The 16,478-nt window shown below is 36.3% G+C and carries 10 protein-coding genes and 1 pseudogene; 8 read left to right on the top strand and 3 right to left on the bottom strand.

Features of this window, described 5'->3' with window-relative positions; translation table 11 throughout:
- Window positions 1–115: 115 nt before the first annotated feature.
- The 3 genes and pseudogenes from BCF58_RS15340 to BCF58_RS15330 all read right to left on the bottom strand — a co-directional run bounded on the left by BCF58_RS15340 (window position 116) and on the right by BCF58_RS15330 (window position 3,625).
- A complete protein-coding gene (locus tag BCF58_RS15340) occupies window positions 116–1,906 on the bottom strand; it encodes a WG repeat-containing protein (RefSeq protein WP_121462677.1) in 1,791 nt (596 codons plus the stop codon).
- Between the two features lie 3 nt (window positions 1,907–1,909).
- Window positions 1,910–2,707: a DUF2797 domain-containing protein gene (locus BCF58_RS15335; RefSeq protein ID WP_121462676.1), complete on the bottom strand. Its 798-nt coding sequence runs from the start codon at window positions 2,705–2,707 to the stop codon at window positions 1,910–1,912.
- Between the two features lie 36 nt (window positions 2,708–2,743).
- Window positions 2,744–3,625: pseudogene (locus BCF58_RS15330) on the bottom strand (DUF389 domain-containing protein).
- Window positions 3,626–3,879: 254 nt separating this feature from the next.
- On the opposite strand from BCF58_RS15330, the gene BCF58_RS15320 reads away from it, so the two are divergent.
- From BCF58_RS15320 to BCF58_RS15285, 8 genes are all read left to right on the top strand, one after another.
- Window positions 3,880–4,902: a GDP-mannose 4,6-dehydratase gene (locus BCF58_RS15320; protein WP_121462673.1), complete on the top strand. Its 1,023-nt coding sequence runs from the start codon at window positions 3,880–3,882 to the stop codon at window positions 4,900–4,902.
- A gap of 140 nt (window positions 4,903–5,042) precedes the next feature.
- The gene (locus BCF58_RS15315) at window positions 5,043–5,264 is read left to right on the top strand and encodes a DUF2795 domain-containing protein (protein WP_002662059.1); all 222 of its coding nucleotides are present in this window, start codon (window positions 5,043–5,045) and stop codon (window positions 5,262–5,264) included.
- A 115-nt stretch (window positions 5,265–5,379) separates the two neighbouring features.
- Complete coding sequence (gene secA / locus BCF58_RS15310; RefSeq protein WP_121462672.1) at window positions 5,380–8,451, top strand: preprotein translocase subunit SecA; 3,072 nt, start codon at window positions 5,380–5,382, stop codon at window positions 8,449–8,451.
- A 151-nt stretch (window positions 8,452–8,602) separates the two neighbouring features.
- A complete protein-coding gene (locus tag BCF58_RS15305) occupies window positions 8,603–10,738 on the top strand; it encodes a TonB-dependent siderophore receptor (protein ID WP_121462671.1) in 2,136 nt (711 codons plus the stop codon).
- Between the two features lie 44 nt (window positions 10,739–10,782).
- On the top strand, window positions 10,783–11,988 hold the full coding sequence (locus BCF58_RS15300; protein WP_121462670.1) for a PepSY-associated TM helix domain-containing protein: 1,206 nt from the start codon (window positions 10,783–10,785) through the stop codon (window positions 11,986–11,988).
- Window positions 11,988–14,102 carry a TonB-dependent receptor gene (locus BCF58_RS15295; RefSeq protein WP_121462669.1) on the top strand — a complete coding sequence of 705 codons (2,115 nt, stop codon included), beginning with the start codon at window positions 11,988–11,990 and terminating at the stop codon, window positions 14,100–14,102. The genes BCF58_RS15300 and BCF58_RS15295 overlap by 1 nt, the downstream gene beginning before the upstream one ends.
- A gap of 48 nt (window positions 14,103–14,150) precedes the next feature.
- On the top strand, window positions 14,151–15,365 hold the full coding sequence (locus BCF58_RS15290; RefSeq protein WP_121462668.1) for a PepSY-associated TM helix domain-containing protein: 1,215 nt from the start codon (window positions 14,151–14,153) through the stop codon (window positions 15,363–15,365).
- Window positions 15,366–15,449: 84 nt separating this feature from the next.
- Complete coding sequence (locus tag BCF58_RS15285) at window positions 15,450–16,418, top strand: ROK family protein (protein ID WP_121462667.1); 969 nt, start codon at window positions 15,450–15,452, stop codon at window positions 16,416–16,418.
- Window positions 16,419–16,478 lie beyond the last annotated feature (60 nt).

Genomic DNA, 16,478 nt, shown 5'->3' with positions numbered 1-16,478 from the left:
TAGTGATTTACATTTTAAATATATAATTAATTTTTTACATCCAAACTAACTACATATCCTTCATGTCCTCTTACGTTGATGAAATCTCCGCCTTCAAATCCGAGGTATTTCTTTTTTAATGTGGCTTTGTAGCAGATTTGTACTCTTTTTCAGAAATCTTTTTTATAATGTTTCCTTTCAAATCGATTTGGAAAAAATTATCTGCTTTTTTAGCATATACTTTGTTCTCCTTACTTCTCATTCCGAAACCATAGTAGTCAGGTTTCACTTCTTCATAAATAAAAGGACATATTTCTTTATTATTAATATCTAAAATTCCTGCCTTCCCATCTTTTTTTGCAAAGATCAGGTTCTCTCTTTGCCAAAACATGTCATAAACAGGAGGAATAATTATTTTAAATGTTTCATATTCTATTAATCCGTATTTGCCATTCCTAACAATAAAGTGCCTATTCTCCGGACCATACTCTACCCAATTTGAAATCTCATCATGTTCTAAAGGTAAAAGAGTTTTTTTATTAATATCAATAATTCCAAATTTCTTATTTCTGGAAACTATCAGCTTATTATGATTATAAAAAACAGGCTCTATTGAATGGTATCCTTTAATAACTATATTATTATTTATATCAATCACTTTTCCATCTGCAATAAACAAAAGCTTGCCACCGTTTTCAGCACCATCGAATTTATCATAGATGGAAAGTATCTCTTTATATTGTATTGGTATTTTAATTTGTCCTTGCTCAGAAATCAGTCCATATAAATTACCTTTTCTTGCCTGTAAAAAAGGAGTTTTTTCAATTTTTTGTAAGTTATCATATTCGAAGGGAACCAGTGTTTTTCCCTGCCAGTCAATAACACCGTACTTCCTATTTAAGTTCTGATAAATAAGAGTCGGAACAGAATTTGAAAAATCATTATAAATAGGTTCATAGGATTCTCCTATTTTTTTCAAATCTTTATTAAAAAGATAATAAATTTTTCCTTTCCTCGCATTGTAATATTCTGAAAAAGCATGATTTGATTCAAAATAATCGATGAAATCATATTCTAAAGGAACTTTAAAGGTCCCGTCTGGTTTTATAATCCCATATTTGCCATTTCTTTTGACAATGGCATTTTTGAAAGTATCAAATACGCTTGCCGAGTCAAATTTATTGTTGGGAAAAGCAGCTTTTGCTTGAGTGTTTATAAATTCATACCTCCCATTGATTTCAACTAAGGCTGCTCCATTTTCGAATAGTGTAGATTCATCTCTAGTAAAAATATCTTTAGAAAAATCGGAAATAGATGCCCTTTTGAAGCTATCATAAATAAAATCTGAAAGCTGCTTTCCTGAATTATTAAAAACAGCCCATTTATTATTTTTTTTAACAATTACATTTTGATCTCTCATTTCTTGATAGGCGTCATCATAAACTACCGGAATAATTTCCATTCCAGACTTATTAATAAATCCGGACTTTTTGTTTTTGGTTACTGCACATAATCCATTGGGCCTAAAATAATCAACCTCATCATACTGCACTTGTATTACAATATTACCTGCATTATCTATAAATCCCCATTTTCCATTTTTTTTAACAGCTGCAAGTCCTTCAGAAAAAACATTTATTGCTTCAAAACCTCCTTTTATTCTTACATTCTTCTTCGTAATAAAAACTTCTTTTCCATCTATTTTAGCATATGCTAACTCTGCTTCAAAGGGATTAATAAAATCATACTCGAATGGGATCTGTATAATACTGTCTTTATCTATAAATCCCCATTTTTTTTGCTTATTAAGTACGCGTATCCATCCTGTTTCTTCATCTGCCTCAAAATAATCAATATCTTTTCCAGCTATTTTTTGTGAATTTCCAGAACATGAAAGCAGAATAAATAAAAGCAAAAATCTACACATTGATTAATTTTTTACATCCAAACTAACTACATATCCTTCATGTCCTCTCACATTGATGAAATCTCCGCCTTCAAATCCCAGATACTGTCCCTTTATGCCCGTTAATCTACCCGTAAACTCAGGTTTTTTATCCAGTGTGAAAGAATTTACTTTTGCAGGTTTTTCAAAAGGATAATCGAATTTCCACAAATTTTCTCCCTCACTGTAGAATTTCTGGAAATCCTCCGGAAAATATTGTTTTATTTTTTGTTGAAAATCAGCTAAATCTATTTCATCTTCAAGATCATCCTGCAGCATTTTCTTCCAGCTTGTTTTATCCGGAACATGCTGCTTTAGTGCAACTTCTATCATTCCTGCTTCATACCGGTTCTCCGTTCTTGCAATGGGGAGAGCAAAAGTGGCCCCCTGATCAATCCATCTTGTCGGGATCTGTGTATTACGGGTCACCCCTACTTTCACCTCTCCGGTATAAGCTAAATAAACGGTATGAGGTTGTAGCTGTATTTCCTTTTCAATCTCCAGGTCGCGTTCCGCAACACCTAAATGGGCCGTGGAAAGTTCCGGGCGAATAATGGTATCACTGGCATAAGGGCTTTCGAAAAAACAGCTTTTGCAGAATCCCATCCGGTAAACAGGTTTACTCTCTCCACAATTCACACATTGAAATCCTGTGTGTTTTATCGTTAATTCCTTTCCGAATAGCTCGTTCATATGGATCAGATCACCGGAAAGATTAAGGTAATATTGAATCGGTTGAGCATCATAGCTGGTCATTTTTAAAATTTGCCCTTGAAACTGCATAATTATTATGTTTATAGTAAATATAGAAATTTAAATTTATTTGATCTTGTTCTCAGACTTAAGATGATCCAACTCTTCTTTCAGGGCTGTAATCTGGCTCTGAAGTTTTTGTAATTCAGGATTATTCACATTTTGTGACTGTGGTGAATACTTCCATATCAAATGAATATCCTTTATTAAATCATTATGTTCATCTAATCTTTTTTTGCTTATAGTAACACTGTCATTCAAAAGTGTGATTCTTAAAAAGTCCTGTCCTTTTTCTTTAAACGACTCATAATTGATAATCGCCAGTTCAGGATGACTTTCTTTAATGATGTTAATATAGTTTTCTGATCGTTCTTTTAATTTCTCTTTGTCCCATTTCTTTTTAGTGAGCCATACACTTGGAAGTAATATAATAATGGAAAGTAAGCTTATTAACACTGACATTTTACGGTTGCCTACAGTGTTTTTCTCCATATAATATCTTTGGTAACCCAATGCAAGGCTTAATATCCAGGCCCCTATTCCGATAAAAAAACAATTGATCAGGTAAAAGTAAAAACCGCCCCAAAAATACTCCCAATTTCCATTTGCGATCCCAAACCCTGCTGTACAAAGAGGTGGAATGCATGCCGTAGAAACGGCAACTCCGGCAATAACTTTTATCGCTTCTTTTCTTACAATTCCTAAAAACCAGGCTAAACCACCAAGCAAAGCCAGAAAACAATCAAAAATAGTAGCCGTTTTAAAACTTTCCAATTATGAAGTCTCTGAATGAAACGGAGAAATAAGAAAATAAAGGAACGATGAGCAAATAGCTACCACAACCATCAGCAGCCAATTGAAAATACCGAGTCTTATCAATCTTCTGTTTCCTGTTGAAAGTCCAAATGCGATTCCTACTACCGGTCCCATAAGTGGTGAAATAAGCATCGCTCCAATGACAGCTGCGGAACTGTTAATATTTAATCCAATACAGGCAATACCCATAGATATTACCAAAAGCCACAGATTATGCCCTCTGAAATAGATTCCTTCCTCTATTTCTCGGAAGGTAAATTCTTCCTCTTCTTCTCTAGGCAATGCAACCAGTTTTTGGAAATTGATCATTTTAATTTAAATTTATCACAAAAGTATAAAAACAGCATCCAAGTATTTTAATAAATTTGTCCATTAAAAATCAACAAATGAATTATCTTGTAACCGGCGGAAGCGGCTTCATTGGTTCCCACTTAGTAGAGCAATTATTGAAAAATGGACATTCTGTCATAAACATTGACAATTTTGATGATTTTTACAGTTACCAGATAAAAATTAAAAATACTTTAGAATCCGTCGGAAGGCCCTCTGACTTTGAATTCTCAGATAAGGAAACGGACATTGAAAAGCTTATTTTTATTTCCAAATCCAGCAATTATACCCTTTATTATCAGGATATCCGGGATAAAAAAGGAATGGATAAAATTTTTACAAACCATAAAATTGATCTGGTTATCCATTTGGCAGCTCTTGCAGGCGTTCGTCCCTCCATTGAAAGGCCTCTGGAATATGAGGAAGTGAATATCCGGGGAACTATGAATCTCTGGGAATTATGTAAGGAACATGGTATTAAAAAATTTATTTGCGCTTCATCTTCAAGCGTTTATGGAAACAATGAAAAGATTCCTTTTGCTGAAACCGATAATGTAGATCATCCGATCTCTCCCTATGCCGCAACAAAAAAATGCGGAGAAATTCTTGGCCATGTTTATCATCAGTTGTATAATGTGGATATGATCCAGCTTAGATTTTTTACCGTTTACGGACCAAGACAAAGGCCGGATTTAGCAATACATAAGTTTACAAAGCTTATCGCTGAAAATAAGGAAATCCCTTTTTATGGGGATGGAACTACAGCACGAGACTATACTTACATTGATGACATTATTGACGGAATTACCAAATCTATCGGTTATTTAGAGAATCATTCCGATGTGTATGAAATTATTAATCTTGGGGAAAGCGAAGTGATTAATTTATCTGAAATGCTATCTACCATTGAAAATACTCTTGACAAAACGACCACTAAAAAAATATTGCCCCTGCAACCCGGAGATGTCCAGAAAACCAATGCCGATATTACAAAAGCAAGAACTTTAATCGGCTACCAACCAGACACCCACTTCCAAAATGGCATAAAAAAATTTGTGGAATGGTTTTTGAGAAAATGACATCGAGAATGTTGCTGACATAGTGATAATCCTTACTATGACACAAAACAAATAAAAATTAATAAAAAGAATTGAAAATCAAGCATAAAAAAGTTTATTTTATAACCTATTTTTATACTTTTGCAAAAAATTAGAAAATTATGTACTGGACATTAGAATTAGCTTCATATTTAAGTGACGCACCTTGGCCAATGACAAAAGCAGAGCTTATTGATTATGCAATCAGAACTGGTGCACCTATGGAAGTTGTGGAAAACCTTCAGGCAATTGAGGATGAAGGAGAGATTTATGAATCCATTGAAGAAGTCTGGAGTGACTATCCAACGGATGAGGATTTCCTTTGGAATGAGGACGAATACTAAAAACAGCTAAAAGCTTTAGGCAATGTGCTTAGAGCTTTTTAGATATATCATAACACATCAAGTGTATTAATTAAAAACGCTCAGAACTGAAGTTTTGGGCTTAAATCAAAATTTTATGAGTTTTTTAAACAAAGTTCTTAAAGGGTTTTTGGGAGACAAGAAAGCGCAGGACCTAAAAGAAGTAAAAAAAGTTGTAACAAAAATCAAAGCTGTTGAACCTGGTATTCAGCAATTGTCTGATGATGGTTTAAGAGAAAAAACCGCTGAATTTAAAGAAAACATAAAATCAGCTACCAGCAAAATAACAGACCAGATAGAACAGATAAAGGAGCAGATCAAAAACTCAACTAATGTTGATGAAAAAGAAGCCCTTTTCTCAAAGATTGAATCTCTGAAAAAAGAATCCTACGAAATTGAAGAGAAAGTTCTTAGCCAGACTCTCCCTGAAGCTTTTGCTTTAGTAAAAGAAACAGCAAGAAGGTGGGCTGAAAACGGAGAAATCCGCGTAAAGGCAACCGATTGGGACAGAGAATTGGCTGCAACTAAAGATTTCGTTGAAATTCAGGGTGATACAGCTGTTTGGAAAAACTCATGGGATGCTGCAGGAACTCCTGTAGTTTGGGATATGGTTCACTATGATGTTCAGTTTATTGGTGGGGTTATCCTTCACAGTGGTAAAATTGCCGAAATGGCAACCGGAGAAGGTAAAACCCTGGTAGGAACATTGCCTATTTACCTGAATGCTCTTCCTGGAAGAGGTGTTCACGTGGTAACGGTGAATGACTATCTTGCGAAAAGGGACTCCGCTTGGATGGGACCTCTTTACCAATTCCACGGTATGTCAATTGATTGTATTGACAATCACCAACCGAACTCAGACGGAAGAAGAAAAGCATATAACTCAGATATTACTTACGGAACGAACAACGAATTCGGTTTCGACTACCTGAGAGACAACATGGTAACTTCACCATCAGAATTAGTACAAAGAGAATTAAACTTTGCCATTGTTGATGAGGTGGATTCTGTATTGGTAGATGATGCAAGAACACCATTGATTATTTCCGGGCCTGTTCCTCAGGGAGACAGACAGGAGTTTGATGTTCTTAAGCCTTCTATCGACAGAATTGTTGAAATTCAGAAAAGAACGGTTTCTACAATCTTTAATGAAGCTAAAAAATTAATCGCTGCCGGAAATACCAAAGAAGGAGGTTTCAAACTACTTCAGGCTTACAGAGGTCTTCCAAAAAACAGACAATTGATCAAATTTTTGTCTGAAAGCGGAAACAGGGCGTTGCTTCAAAAAGTTGAGGCTCAATACATGCAGGATAACAACCGTGATATGCCGATCGTAGATAAGGACCTTTATTTTGTGATCGAGGAGAAAAACAATCAGGTTGATCTTACAGATAAAGGAATTGAGTACATGTCCCAGGGGAATGAAGATCCGAATTTCTTTGTTCTTCAGGATATTGGTACTGAAATCGCTGAATTGGAAGCTAAAAACCTTTCCAAAGAAGAGGAGTTCGAAGCTAAAGAAAGACTTTTTGCAGAATTTGCCGAAAAATCCGAGCGTGTTCACACCATGAGCCAGTTATTAAAGGCTTATACATTATTCGAAAAGGATGATGAATATGTAGTCATTGACGGTGAGGTAAAAATTGTAGATGAGCAGACAGGGCGTATTATGGAAGGGCGCCGTTATTCAGATGGCCTTCACCAAGCGATTGAAGCTAAGGAGAATGTAAAAATCGAGGCAGCAACCCAAACTTTCGCAACCATTACACTTCAGAATTATTTCCGTATGTACAACAAGCTTGCGGGGATGACTGGTACTGCCGAAACTGAAGCCGGAGAGCTTTGGGAAATCTACAAATTGGATGTTGTGGTAATTCCTACTAACCGTCCTATTCTAAGACATGACAGACAAGATTTAGTTTATAAAACTAACAGAGAAAAATATAATGCAGTAATTGAAGAAATCGAAAAATTAACCTCAGCAGGAAGGCCTGTTCTTGTAGGGACAACTTCTGTTGAAATTTCTCAGTTACTTTCAAGAGCACTTCAACTAAGAAAAATCCCGCACCAGGTATTGAATGCGAAGCTTCATAAAAAAGAAGCGGAAATTGTTGCAGGAGCAGGACAGCCCGGAGTTGTAACGATTGCAACCAATATGGCGGGTCGTGGTACGGATATTAAGCTTACCAAAGAAGTAAAAGAAGCAGGCGGTTTAGCTATTATCGGTACAGAAAGACACGATTCAAGACGTGTGGACAGACAGCTTAGAGGTAGAGCAGGACGTCAGGGAGACCCTGGAAGCTCTCAGTTCTATGTTTCTTTGGAAGATAATCTGATGCGTTTGTTCGGTTCTGAAAGAATTGCTAAGATGATGGACAGGATGGGGCATAAAGAGGGTGAGGTTATTCAGCATTCCATGATTACCAAGTCTATTGAAAGAGCACAGAAAAAAGTAGAAGAGAATAACTTTGGGATCAGAAAGAGACTTCTTGAGTATGACGACGTAATGAATAAGCAACGTGACGTGATCTATAAGAGAAGAAAGAACGCTTTATTCGGAGACCACCTGAAGTATGATATCACAAACATGATCTTCGATGTTTCCAATTCTATTGTAGCAAAAGGTAAGGCCTCCGGAAACTTTAAAGATTTTGAATTCGATATCATCAAGAACTTCACCATGGAATCACCTGTTTCCGAAAGTGATTTCAAAAATAAAAATATTCAGGACCTTACAAATATTCTTTTCAAAGCAGCTCAGGAAGATTACCAGATGAAGCTGAACCTTTTAAAGGAAAAATCATTCCCTATTATTGAGAATGTTTACCAGAATCAGGGCTCAATGTTTAAAATGATCCAGGTTCCTTTCACGGACGGTCATAAAACAATGACGATTGTTACTGATCTGAAAGAGGCTTATGAAACACATTGTGAAAGCTTAATCAATGATTTTGAAAAGAATATTACGTTAGCTATTATCGATGAAAACTGGAAACTTCACCTTCGTGAAATGGATGATCTGAGAAGATCTTCACAAGGAGCTGTATATGAGCAGAAAGATCCGCTTGTTATCTACAAACAAGAGTCTTTCCATTTATTCAGTGAGATGATGGACAAACTCAATAAAGAAATAATTTCTTTCTTATATAAAGGAGAAATTCCTGCATAGGAGGAATCATAATATGAAAATAGAGCCCGCTTCAACGATGTTGAAGCGGGTTTATTATTATTATTTGATGTATAATAATTTTATGATAAATATCAATTGTATTATTTATTTAGAATAATTAAAAACAATATATTTGCAAAAAAAAGTTTTCATGAAAAATGTACTGATCTGTGCCTCTCTGTTAGGTTCTATCGTGGTTTTCTCACAAGAAAAGGATACTATACAATCGAATGATATTGAAGAAGTAGTTGTCAACGGAAAATATTACAAGAAGTATGTGGAGAAAAATGGATCCTCTTCTCTTCGTCTTGATGAAGAACTTATCAAAATTCCACAAAATATTTCAATTATTACTGCAAGGGCATTGGAAGATCAGCAAGTGACCACTTTAAGTGACGGTGTCCTTAGAAATGTTGCAGGAGCACAAAGATTAGAGCATTGGGGCGATATGTACACCAGGGTAAACATGAGAGGATCCAGAGCTGCTGCTTTCATGAATGGGGTGAATGTTACTTCCAATTGGGGGCCATTAAGTGAAGACATGAGCTATGTAGATCATATTGAATTTATTAAAGGCCCATCCGGTTTCTTAATGTCCAACGGTGAACCAAGCGGTATTTATAATATTGTGACTAAAAAGCCAACGGGACATTCATTTAACGGTACTGCAAGAGTAACTCTTGGAAGCTTCAATATGTATAGGGGAGAAGCTGACATTGATACTAAAATCACCGATAAGGTTTTCTTCAGATTAAATCTGATGGCACAAAATAAAAAGAGCTTCAGAAAATATGAATTTAATGACCGCTATATCATTAATCCCTCTTTAAGAATCAATCTTTCTGAAAAAACCACTTTAACTACAGAATATATCTATCAAAAAGCTAAAATGTCTGAGGTAGGTTCCGCCTATGTATTCAGCTTTGACGGATATGGAACAAAACCTGTTGATTATACTATTTCCGATCCGGGTATTGCTCCTACTAACGTTGATAATCATACGGTCAATGTAAATTTACAGCACAAATTCAACGAAAACTGGAAGTTAACTTCTCAATTAAGCTATATCAACGAATATACTATGGGTAGTGATATCTGGCCGGGAACATTTACTCCGGACGGAAACATGATTAGAAATCTTTTTTTCTGGGAAGCGAGCAATGTGATGAAGTTCGGACAAGTATTTTTAAACGGATATGCAAAAACAGGAACTGTATCTCATAAAATATTAACGGGATTAGATTTGGGTTCTAAAAAATATTTGGCAGACTGGAATCAAGGGGGCGCTTTAGATACTGCCGAAAAACCATTCAATATCCATTCAACAACTTACACTCCGCCAAGTAACGGCTATCCTGCATTTGACGGAAGCACTCCTTTGGTACAAAGAGCTACTCCTTATGGAACTATCGAACAAAACTATACGGGTTTGTATGTACAGGATGAATTAGGTTTCTTTGATGATGCCTTAAGGATTACCCTTGCTGCCCGCTATACAACTGTAAAGGAAAACTCTTACGGAACTGAAGCTGAAGCGGAGAAAGTAACACCCCGTTTCGGAATCAGTTATTCTATTGACCCCAATACATCAGTATACGGGTTATACGATCAGGCATTCGTTCCGCAGGCAGCCATCTTCAGAAACGGAGAAATTGCTAAGCCAATCACAGGAAATAACCTGGAAGTGGGAATCAAAAGAGACTGGTTCGGCGGAAAATGGAATACAACATTATCTGTTTACAATATCCTGAAGAGGAATGCAACTACAGCCGACCCCAACAATACGGCAAACGAGCAGTTCTCTATTGTACTTGGGAAAACCAGAGTACAAGGTATTGAGTTTGATTTAAAGGGTGAAATAACAAAAGGCTTCAATGCGATCTTTAACTATGCTTTCACAGAAAATACTGTTACAGAATCCAATGACCCTGCAAATAATCCTGTAGGAATGAGAGTTCCGGGATACGCAAAACATACAGCTAATGGATGGTTGAATTATACCTTCATCACCGGACCTTTAGAAGGGGTCGGATTGAGCTTTGGAGGAACTTATCTTGCTGACAGAAGCACATGGGCATGGGCAAGTACAAGCACACAGATCGACATGGCAGATTATGTGAAATTTGACGCCGGTCTTTCTTGGGAAAATACAAAATTCAGAGTAGGATTGAATGTATTCAATGTATTCAACAGATACTTGTACTCTGGTTCTCCATATGGTGCTTATTACTATTATCAGGCAGATGCGCCCAGAAACTGGAGACTTTCAATCGGATACAAATTTTAATTATTATAAGCTAAAGTTAGCCGGCTAACGGTTAACTTTTTATCATGAGGAAGAAACATCATCATAAAAAGAAACCTTCTTTCATCAAAAAATGGTCTGCCAAACTGCATTTGTGGTTTGGCTTATCCGTTGGCGTCATTATATTCATTGTTTCTTTAACGGGGACTTTATATGTTTTTAAAGATGAGATACAAAATGTTTTACGCAAAGAGGCTCTTTATGTAGAAAAAGGAAGCATTGGAAAAAAACCGTTATCCATTGAAGTTCTTCGTGAAAAAGTAACTTCAGAGGTTAATGAAAAATATCCGATAAGCTCTGTTGAAATTCCTTTGGATAAAAATAAATCCTATGAGTTTCTTTATTATGAAAAAGATAAAAAAGCCTGGAATTATTTTGATGAAGTAAAGATTAACAAATTAGTGTATGTTAACCAATACACTGGTGAAATTCTGGGGATTTATAATGAAAAATATGACCTCTTCCCTATTTTAAAATCCATTCACTGGAGCTTACTTCTCAATTCTGATTGGGGTAAATATGTGGTGGGCATTCCTGTTGTACTATTTATTTTTATGCTGATCACCGGAATTATTTTATGGTGGCCTAAAAATAAAAAAGCAAGAAAAGGGCGCTTCTGGTTCAATTGGGAAAGTGTAAAGACATGGAAACGTAAAAATTATGACCTTCATAATGTTTTAGGCTTTTATGCTTCATTCGTAGCTTTGATTTTAAGTCTTTCCGGAATCTATTTCGCTTATCCCTGGGTAAAAAATACATTTAATTTTGTATTCGCCGGTTCAACTGATTTGCCCAAGGAAAAGGAAATCAAATCCCCGGACTCTCTTTTAGCAAAAAACAATTCGGTTTTTGATCTTAGTGCTCAACAAACAGGAAGCCTTTATTCAGCAGCCTCAAGCTTCAGAATTCCTTTGAATGGAAAAAATAAGAAAGGAAAAGAATTAAAAAATATTCCTGTTACTGTTTATCAAAAAGAGGGAAGATTCAGTGAGAGGAATCAACTGGTTTTTGATAAATATTCAGGAAAGCTATTAAATAATAAACCTCACCATCAACTTAATAACGCAGAGAAGTATGCCAATGCCAATTATGACATCCATACGGGATCATATTTTGGTCTGATTGGTAAGATTATCTGGTTCATTACAGGACTAATCTGTACCTCATTACCCGTAACAGGGTTCTTGGTTTGGTGGGGAAAAAGAAAAAAAAATAAGGATAGAAAAATATAATGAAAAAAGCTCTTTTATCGGTAGCCTGCCTTGGAACAGTGGCGGCGTATGCTCAAACTAAAGACAGTCTTCAAACCAGAGAAGTAGATGAAGTGGTACTAACGGCTTCAAGAAAAAAAGAAAACATTAAGGAAGTTCCAAGTTCTGTTACTATTGTAGGTGAAAAACAGATTCAGTCACAGCTAACAGTCAATTCGGACATTACAAGTATTCTGCAATATACGGTCCCGAGTCTGGCAACAAGTTCAGGACAGACTTCCAACACCGGCCAAACCCTTAGAGGACGTCAGGTTTTGGTTTTAATTGACGGAATTCCACAGTCTACTCCACTAAGAAACGGAGCAAGAGATTTAAGAGTAATTGACCCTTCCGTTATCGAAAGAATTGAAGTAATCAAAGGAGCATCCTCTATTTACGGAAACGGAGCCGATGGAGGAATCATCAATTATATTACAAGAAGAAGTCAATCGGATAAAAAGATTTCCGGTATTTCACAGATTGGAATTACGGGTCAACCGTATGGTGGAACTTTAGGATTCAGAGCCAGCCAGCTGTTATCCGGGAAAATTACTCAGAATTTTGATTATGTTGCTTCATTAGCTTACGAAAGAACAGGCTACATGAAAGATGCAGATGGAGTGAATTTAAGTCCTACTTACAGTCCTGCTAAAATGGACAACTACAATGGGATGTTGAAGTTAGGCTACAATATTAATGACAATCAAAGAATTGAAGCCTCTTATATTGGATATGCTTCAAAATCAGATCTGGATTTAGGCTTAAAAACAGGAAAGTATGGCATCACTCCAACAATAGGAGAAGGAAGAGGGTTAAATCTGGATACAACACCACAGGGAACTCCAAGAAATCACAACTATAAATTAAGTTACGACAACAAAAACCTGTTCTGGAATACTTCATTAAACGTTAATCTTTATTACCAGGATTTCAGAACCGTATACGGATATAGCGATACCTTCTTCAACGGAGGCCAATCCAATGTTATTTCCAAGAAAAAAGGAGCCAGAATCAATTTAGATACCCAATTATGGAATGCTCAAAATTCTCAGGGAGAAATCATCTACGGAGCTGATATCCTTAATGATCAGACTGTCCAAAAGCTGGAAGACGGCCGTTACTGGACGCCAGATATGGATATGACCAACATTGCCCCTTTCCTTTTGGTAAAAGTTGACTTGTTGAAAAAACTGACCATTAAAGGAGGTCTTCGTTATGAAAATATGAAAGTGAAAGTGGGTGATTTCAATACCCTTTCTACCCTTAAAGCTGACGGAACATTCACCAAAAGTATTTTCGTACAAGGCGGTGACCTTGAATACAATGCTTTGGTAGGAAACATTGGTATCCGTTATAATTTCGAGCCTTATATCAATTTATTCGGAAGCTTCTCCCAAGCCTATTCCATCAATGAACTGGGAAGAATTTTAAGAACCTCTACTTCAGATACCATTACGAACCTTGAAACAAAGCCCATAATTGTCAACAATTATGAATTCGGGGCAACGGGACAAATTGCAAAATGGCTCAACTATGAAATTACATCTTATGTAAGTACTTCAAAATTAGGAGCTACATTCATTCAAAGTCCGGACAGGGCATTAACCATTCAAAGAGCTCCTGAAGTGGTGTATGGTGTGGAAGGATATGTACATTTCACTCCTAAAAAATGGATTAATTTCGGGGGAAGCTACAGCTGGATGGAAGGGGTTACTTCATTAAAAGACGATGGGGATTACTCGGCGAAAATTAATAACAGCAGAATTTCCGCTCCGAAAATCCTTGCTTATCTTCAGATAAGACCTATCCAGTCTTTATCGGTAGGATTAGATATGCTTCATGCTTTCAAACAGGATAGATTTGATCCCAATGCTAAAGGGTTATATGTATATGGTGAAGGTGAAGTTCCTGCCTATACCGTATTTAATTTCAAGTCAACATATGAGGTTAATACAAACTGGAGGCTTTCTTTAGGGATTGAAAATGTATTCAACAAAATGTATCAACCTGCTATTGCATGGTGGGCTGCAAGAGACAGTGATTTCACCAATTCGTCAGGAATGAGAGGAACATTCATGATTGAATATAAATTTTAATTAATCTAAATAAAATTAAAACCTATCTTTACAAAACTTTGTTATCGCATGAAAAAGAAACATCACCATAAGAAAAAGAGACCAAGCCTTTTTAAAAAATGGACAGGAAAGCTGCATTTATGGTTGGGTCTTGGAATCGGTTTTTTAATTTTCATTATATCTATTACAGGAGCATTGTATGTTTTCAAGGACGAAGTTGAAAATTTTACCCGAAAAGATGTTATCTACCATCATGAACAGAACATAGAACAAAAACAGATTCTTCCTATCCGCGTTTTGGAAAAATCTGTAGCAGAACAGGTAAAGGAAAAATATCCGATCCATTGGGTAAATATTCCCATAGACAAAAAAATGTCTTATATGTTCTTCTGGTATGAGCATGACACAACAGCCTGGAATTATTTTGAGGAATTCCCTATCTACAAAGTAGCTTATGTAAACCCTTACAATGGAAAAGTCCTGAGAACATACGATGAAAAGAACGGCTTTTTTAATATCGTGAAAATGATCCATTGGAGCTACCTTTTAAAGCAGGAATGGGGAACTTATGTAGTAGGGATCCCAGTTATCATATTTATTATCATGCTGATTTCCGGAATCATTTTATGGTGGCCTAAAAACAAAGCGGCAAGAAAACAGCGCTTCTCATTCAAATGGGAAAACGTTAAGAGCTGGAAAAGGAAGAACTATGACCTTCACAATGTTTTAGGATTCTATGCCTCTATTTTCGCATTAATTTTTTCAATCACAGGATTATTCTACGCATTCTTTGTGGTTCAGGCAATGATCTATATGGTTTTCTCAGGAGGAAAAACAGTCTATCCTGATTTCTCACATATTAAAACCAAAGCACCGATAGAATTAAGAACAGAAACTACATTAGACAAGATCATCCATACGGTAAAAGAAAAATATCCAGATTCTTATGGTTTCTCTCTAGATCTTGGCCATGAACATATGGATGATCACGAGCATCCTAATTTTGAGATTTTCGTAAAGCACCTTTCCTACTCTTATCATAAAAACAGCAGCCTTATTTTTGATGAAAATTCAGGAGAGCTATTACATACCCATGACCCGAAGGACAAAAATTTCGGAGAAAAAACAGTTGCGGCCAACTATGACATCCATGTCGGTGCCATTTTAGGATTACCTACAAAAATCATCGCTTTTATCGTCAGTTTAATCTGTGCTTCTTTACCAGTAACGGGTTTCATGATATGGTGGGGCAGAAGAAAAAAGAAAACAGTAAAAACCGCTTAAAACTTTTTCAATAAATATTTCGTTAATAATCTATTAATACAATCTTTTTTATAAATTTAACCCTTTAGAATTTAAGAAATAGAAATGTCATTAGTAGATTTGTCAAAACAGGTTGCTCTAGGTATTGATATCGGTGGAACCAATACTAAATTCGGATTAGTTAATCACAGAGGAGAAATTTTAGTTAAAGGTTCTATACCCACTGATGAATTTGATACTCCTGAAGCTTTTATTGAAGCTCTTTACCAAAAAATACAGCCTTTGGCTGACGAATATTGTGAGGGAAAAGAATTCGAGGGAATTGGTGTAGGGGCACCTAATGCCAATTACTACACGGGTACTATTGAGCAAGCTCCTAATCTTCCGTGGAAAGGGGTGATCCAATTTGCAGATCTGATGACCGAAAAGTTCGGAAAGCCTTGCAAAATGACCAATGATGCCAATGCCGCAGCCCTTGGAGAAATGATGTACGGAGCCGCAAGAGGCATGAAGGATTTTATCATGATTACTTTAGGGACAGGTGTTGGAAGCGGAATTATTGCTGGAGGACATTTAATCTACGGACATGACGGATTTGCCGGAGAGCTGGGACACACTATCGTAAAGCCGGGAGGCAGAAAACATTGGAGCACAGGTTCAGAAGGAAGTTTGGAAGCGTATGCTTCTGCAACCGGAATTTCTATTACTGCCCGAAAAATGAGAGCAGAATTTCCTGATTCAATGCTTAATCAATATCCGGAGGAAGAAATAGATTCAAAAACTGTTTTTGAATGTGCTAAAAAAGGTGACCCGACTGCTATTGAAGTTTTCAGGTATACCGGGCAAAAATTGGGAGAAGCATTGGCGAACTTTGTCATGTTTTCTTCACCGGAAGCTATCCTTTTATTCGGAGGTGTAATTAAAGCCGGAGATTTTATTTTAAAACCGGCAAAACTGCATATGGAAAGAAACCTTCTTCCGATCTTCAGAAACAAAGTGAAGCTGGTATTCAGTGAACTTGATGAAGCGGATGCTGCCATTCTTGGAGCCAGCGCTTTGGTTTGGGAAAAATAGACATCCTATACATAAAAATCATCAGCACATCATTGTATTAATGGTGTGTTTTTTGTTGTG

This window comes from Chryseobacterium defluvii (assembly GCF_003634775.1).
Taxonomy (GTDB): domain Bacteria; phylum Bacteroidota; class Bacteroidia; order Flavobacteriales; family Weeksellaceae; genus Chryseobacterium; species Chryseobacterium defluvii.
Note: the sequence above shows the minus strand (reverse complement) of the source record. Positions and strands in the feature narration are given on the sequence as shown.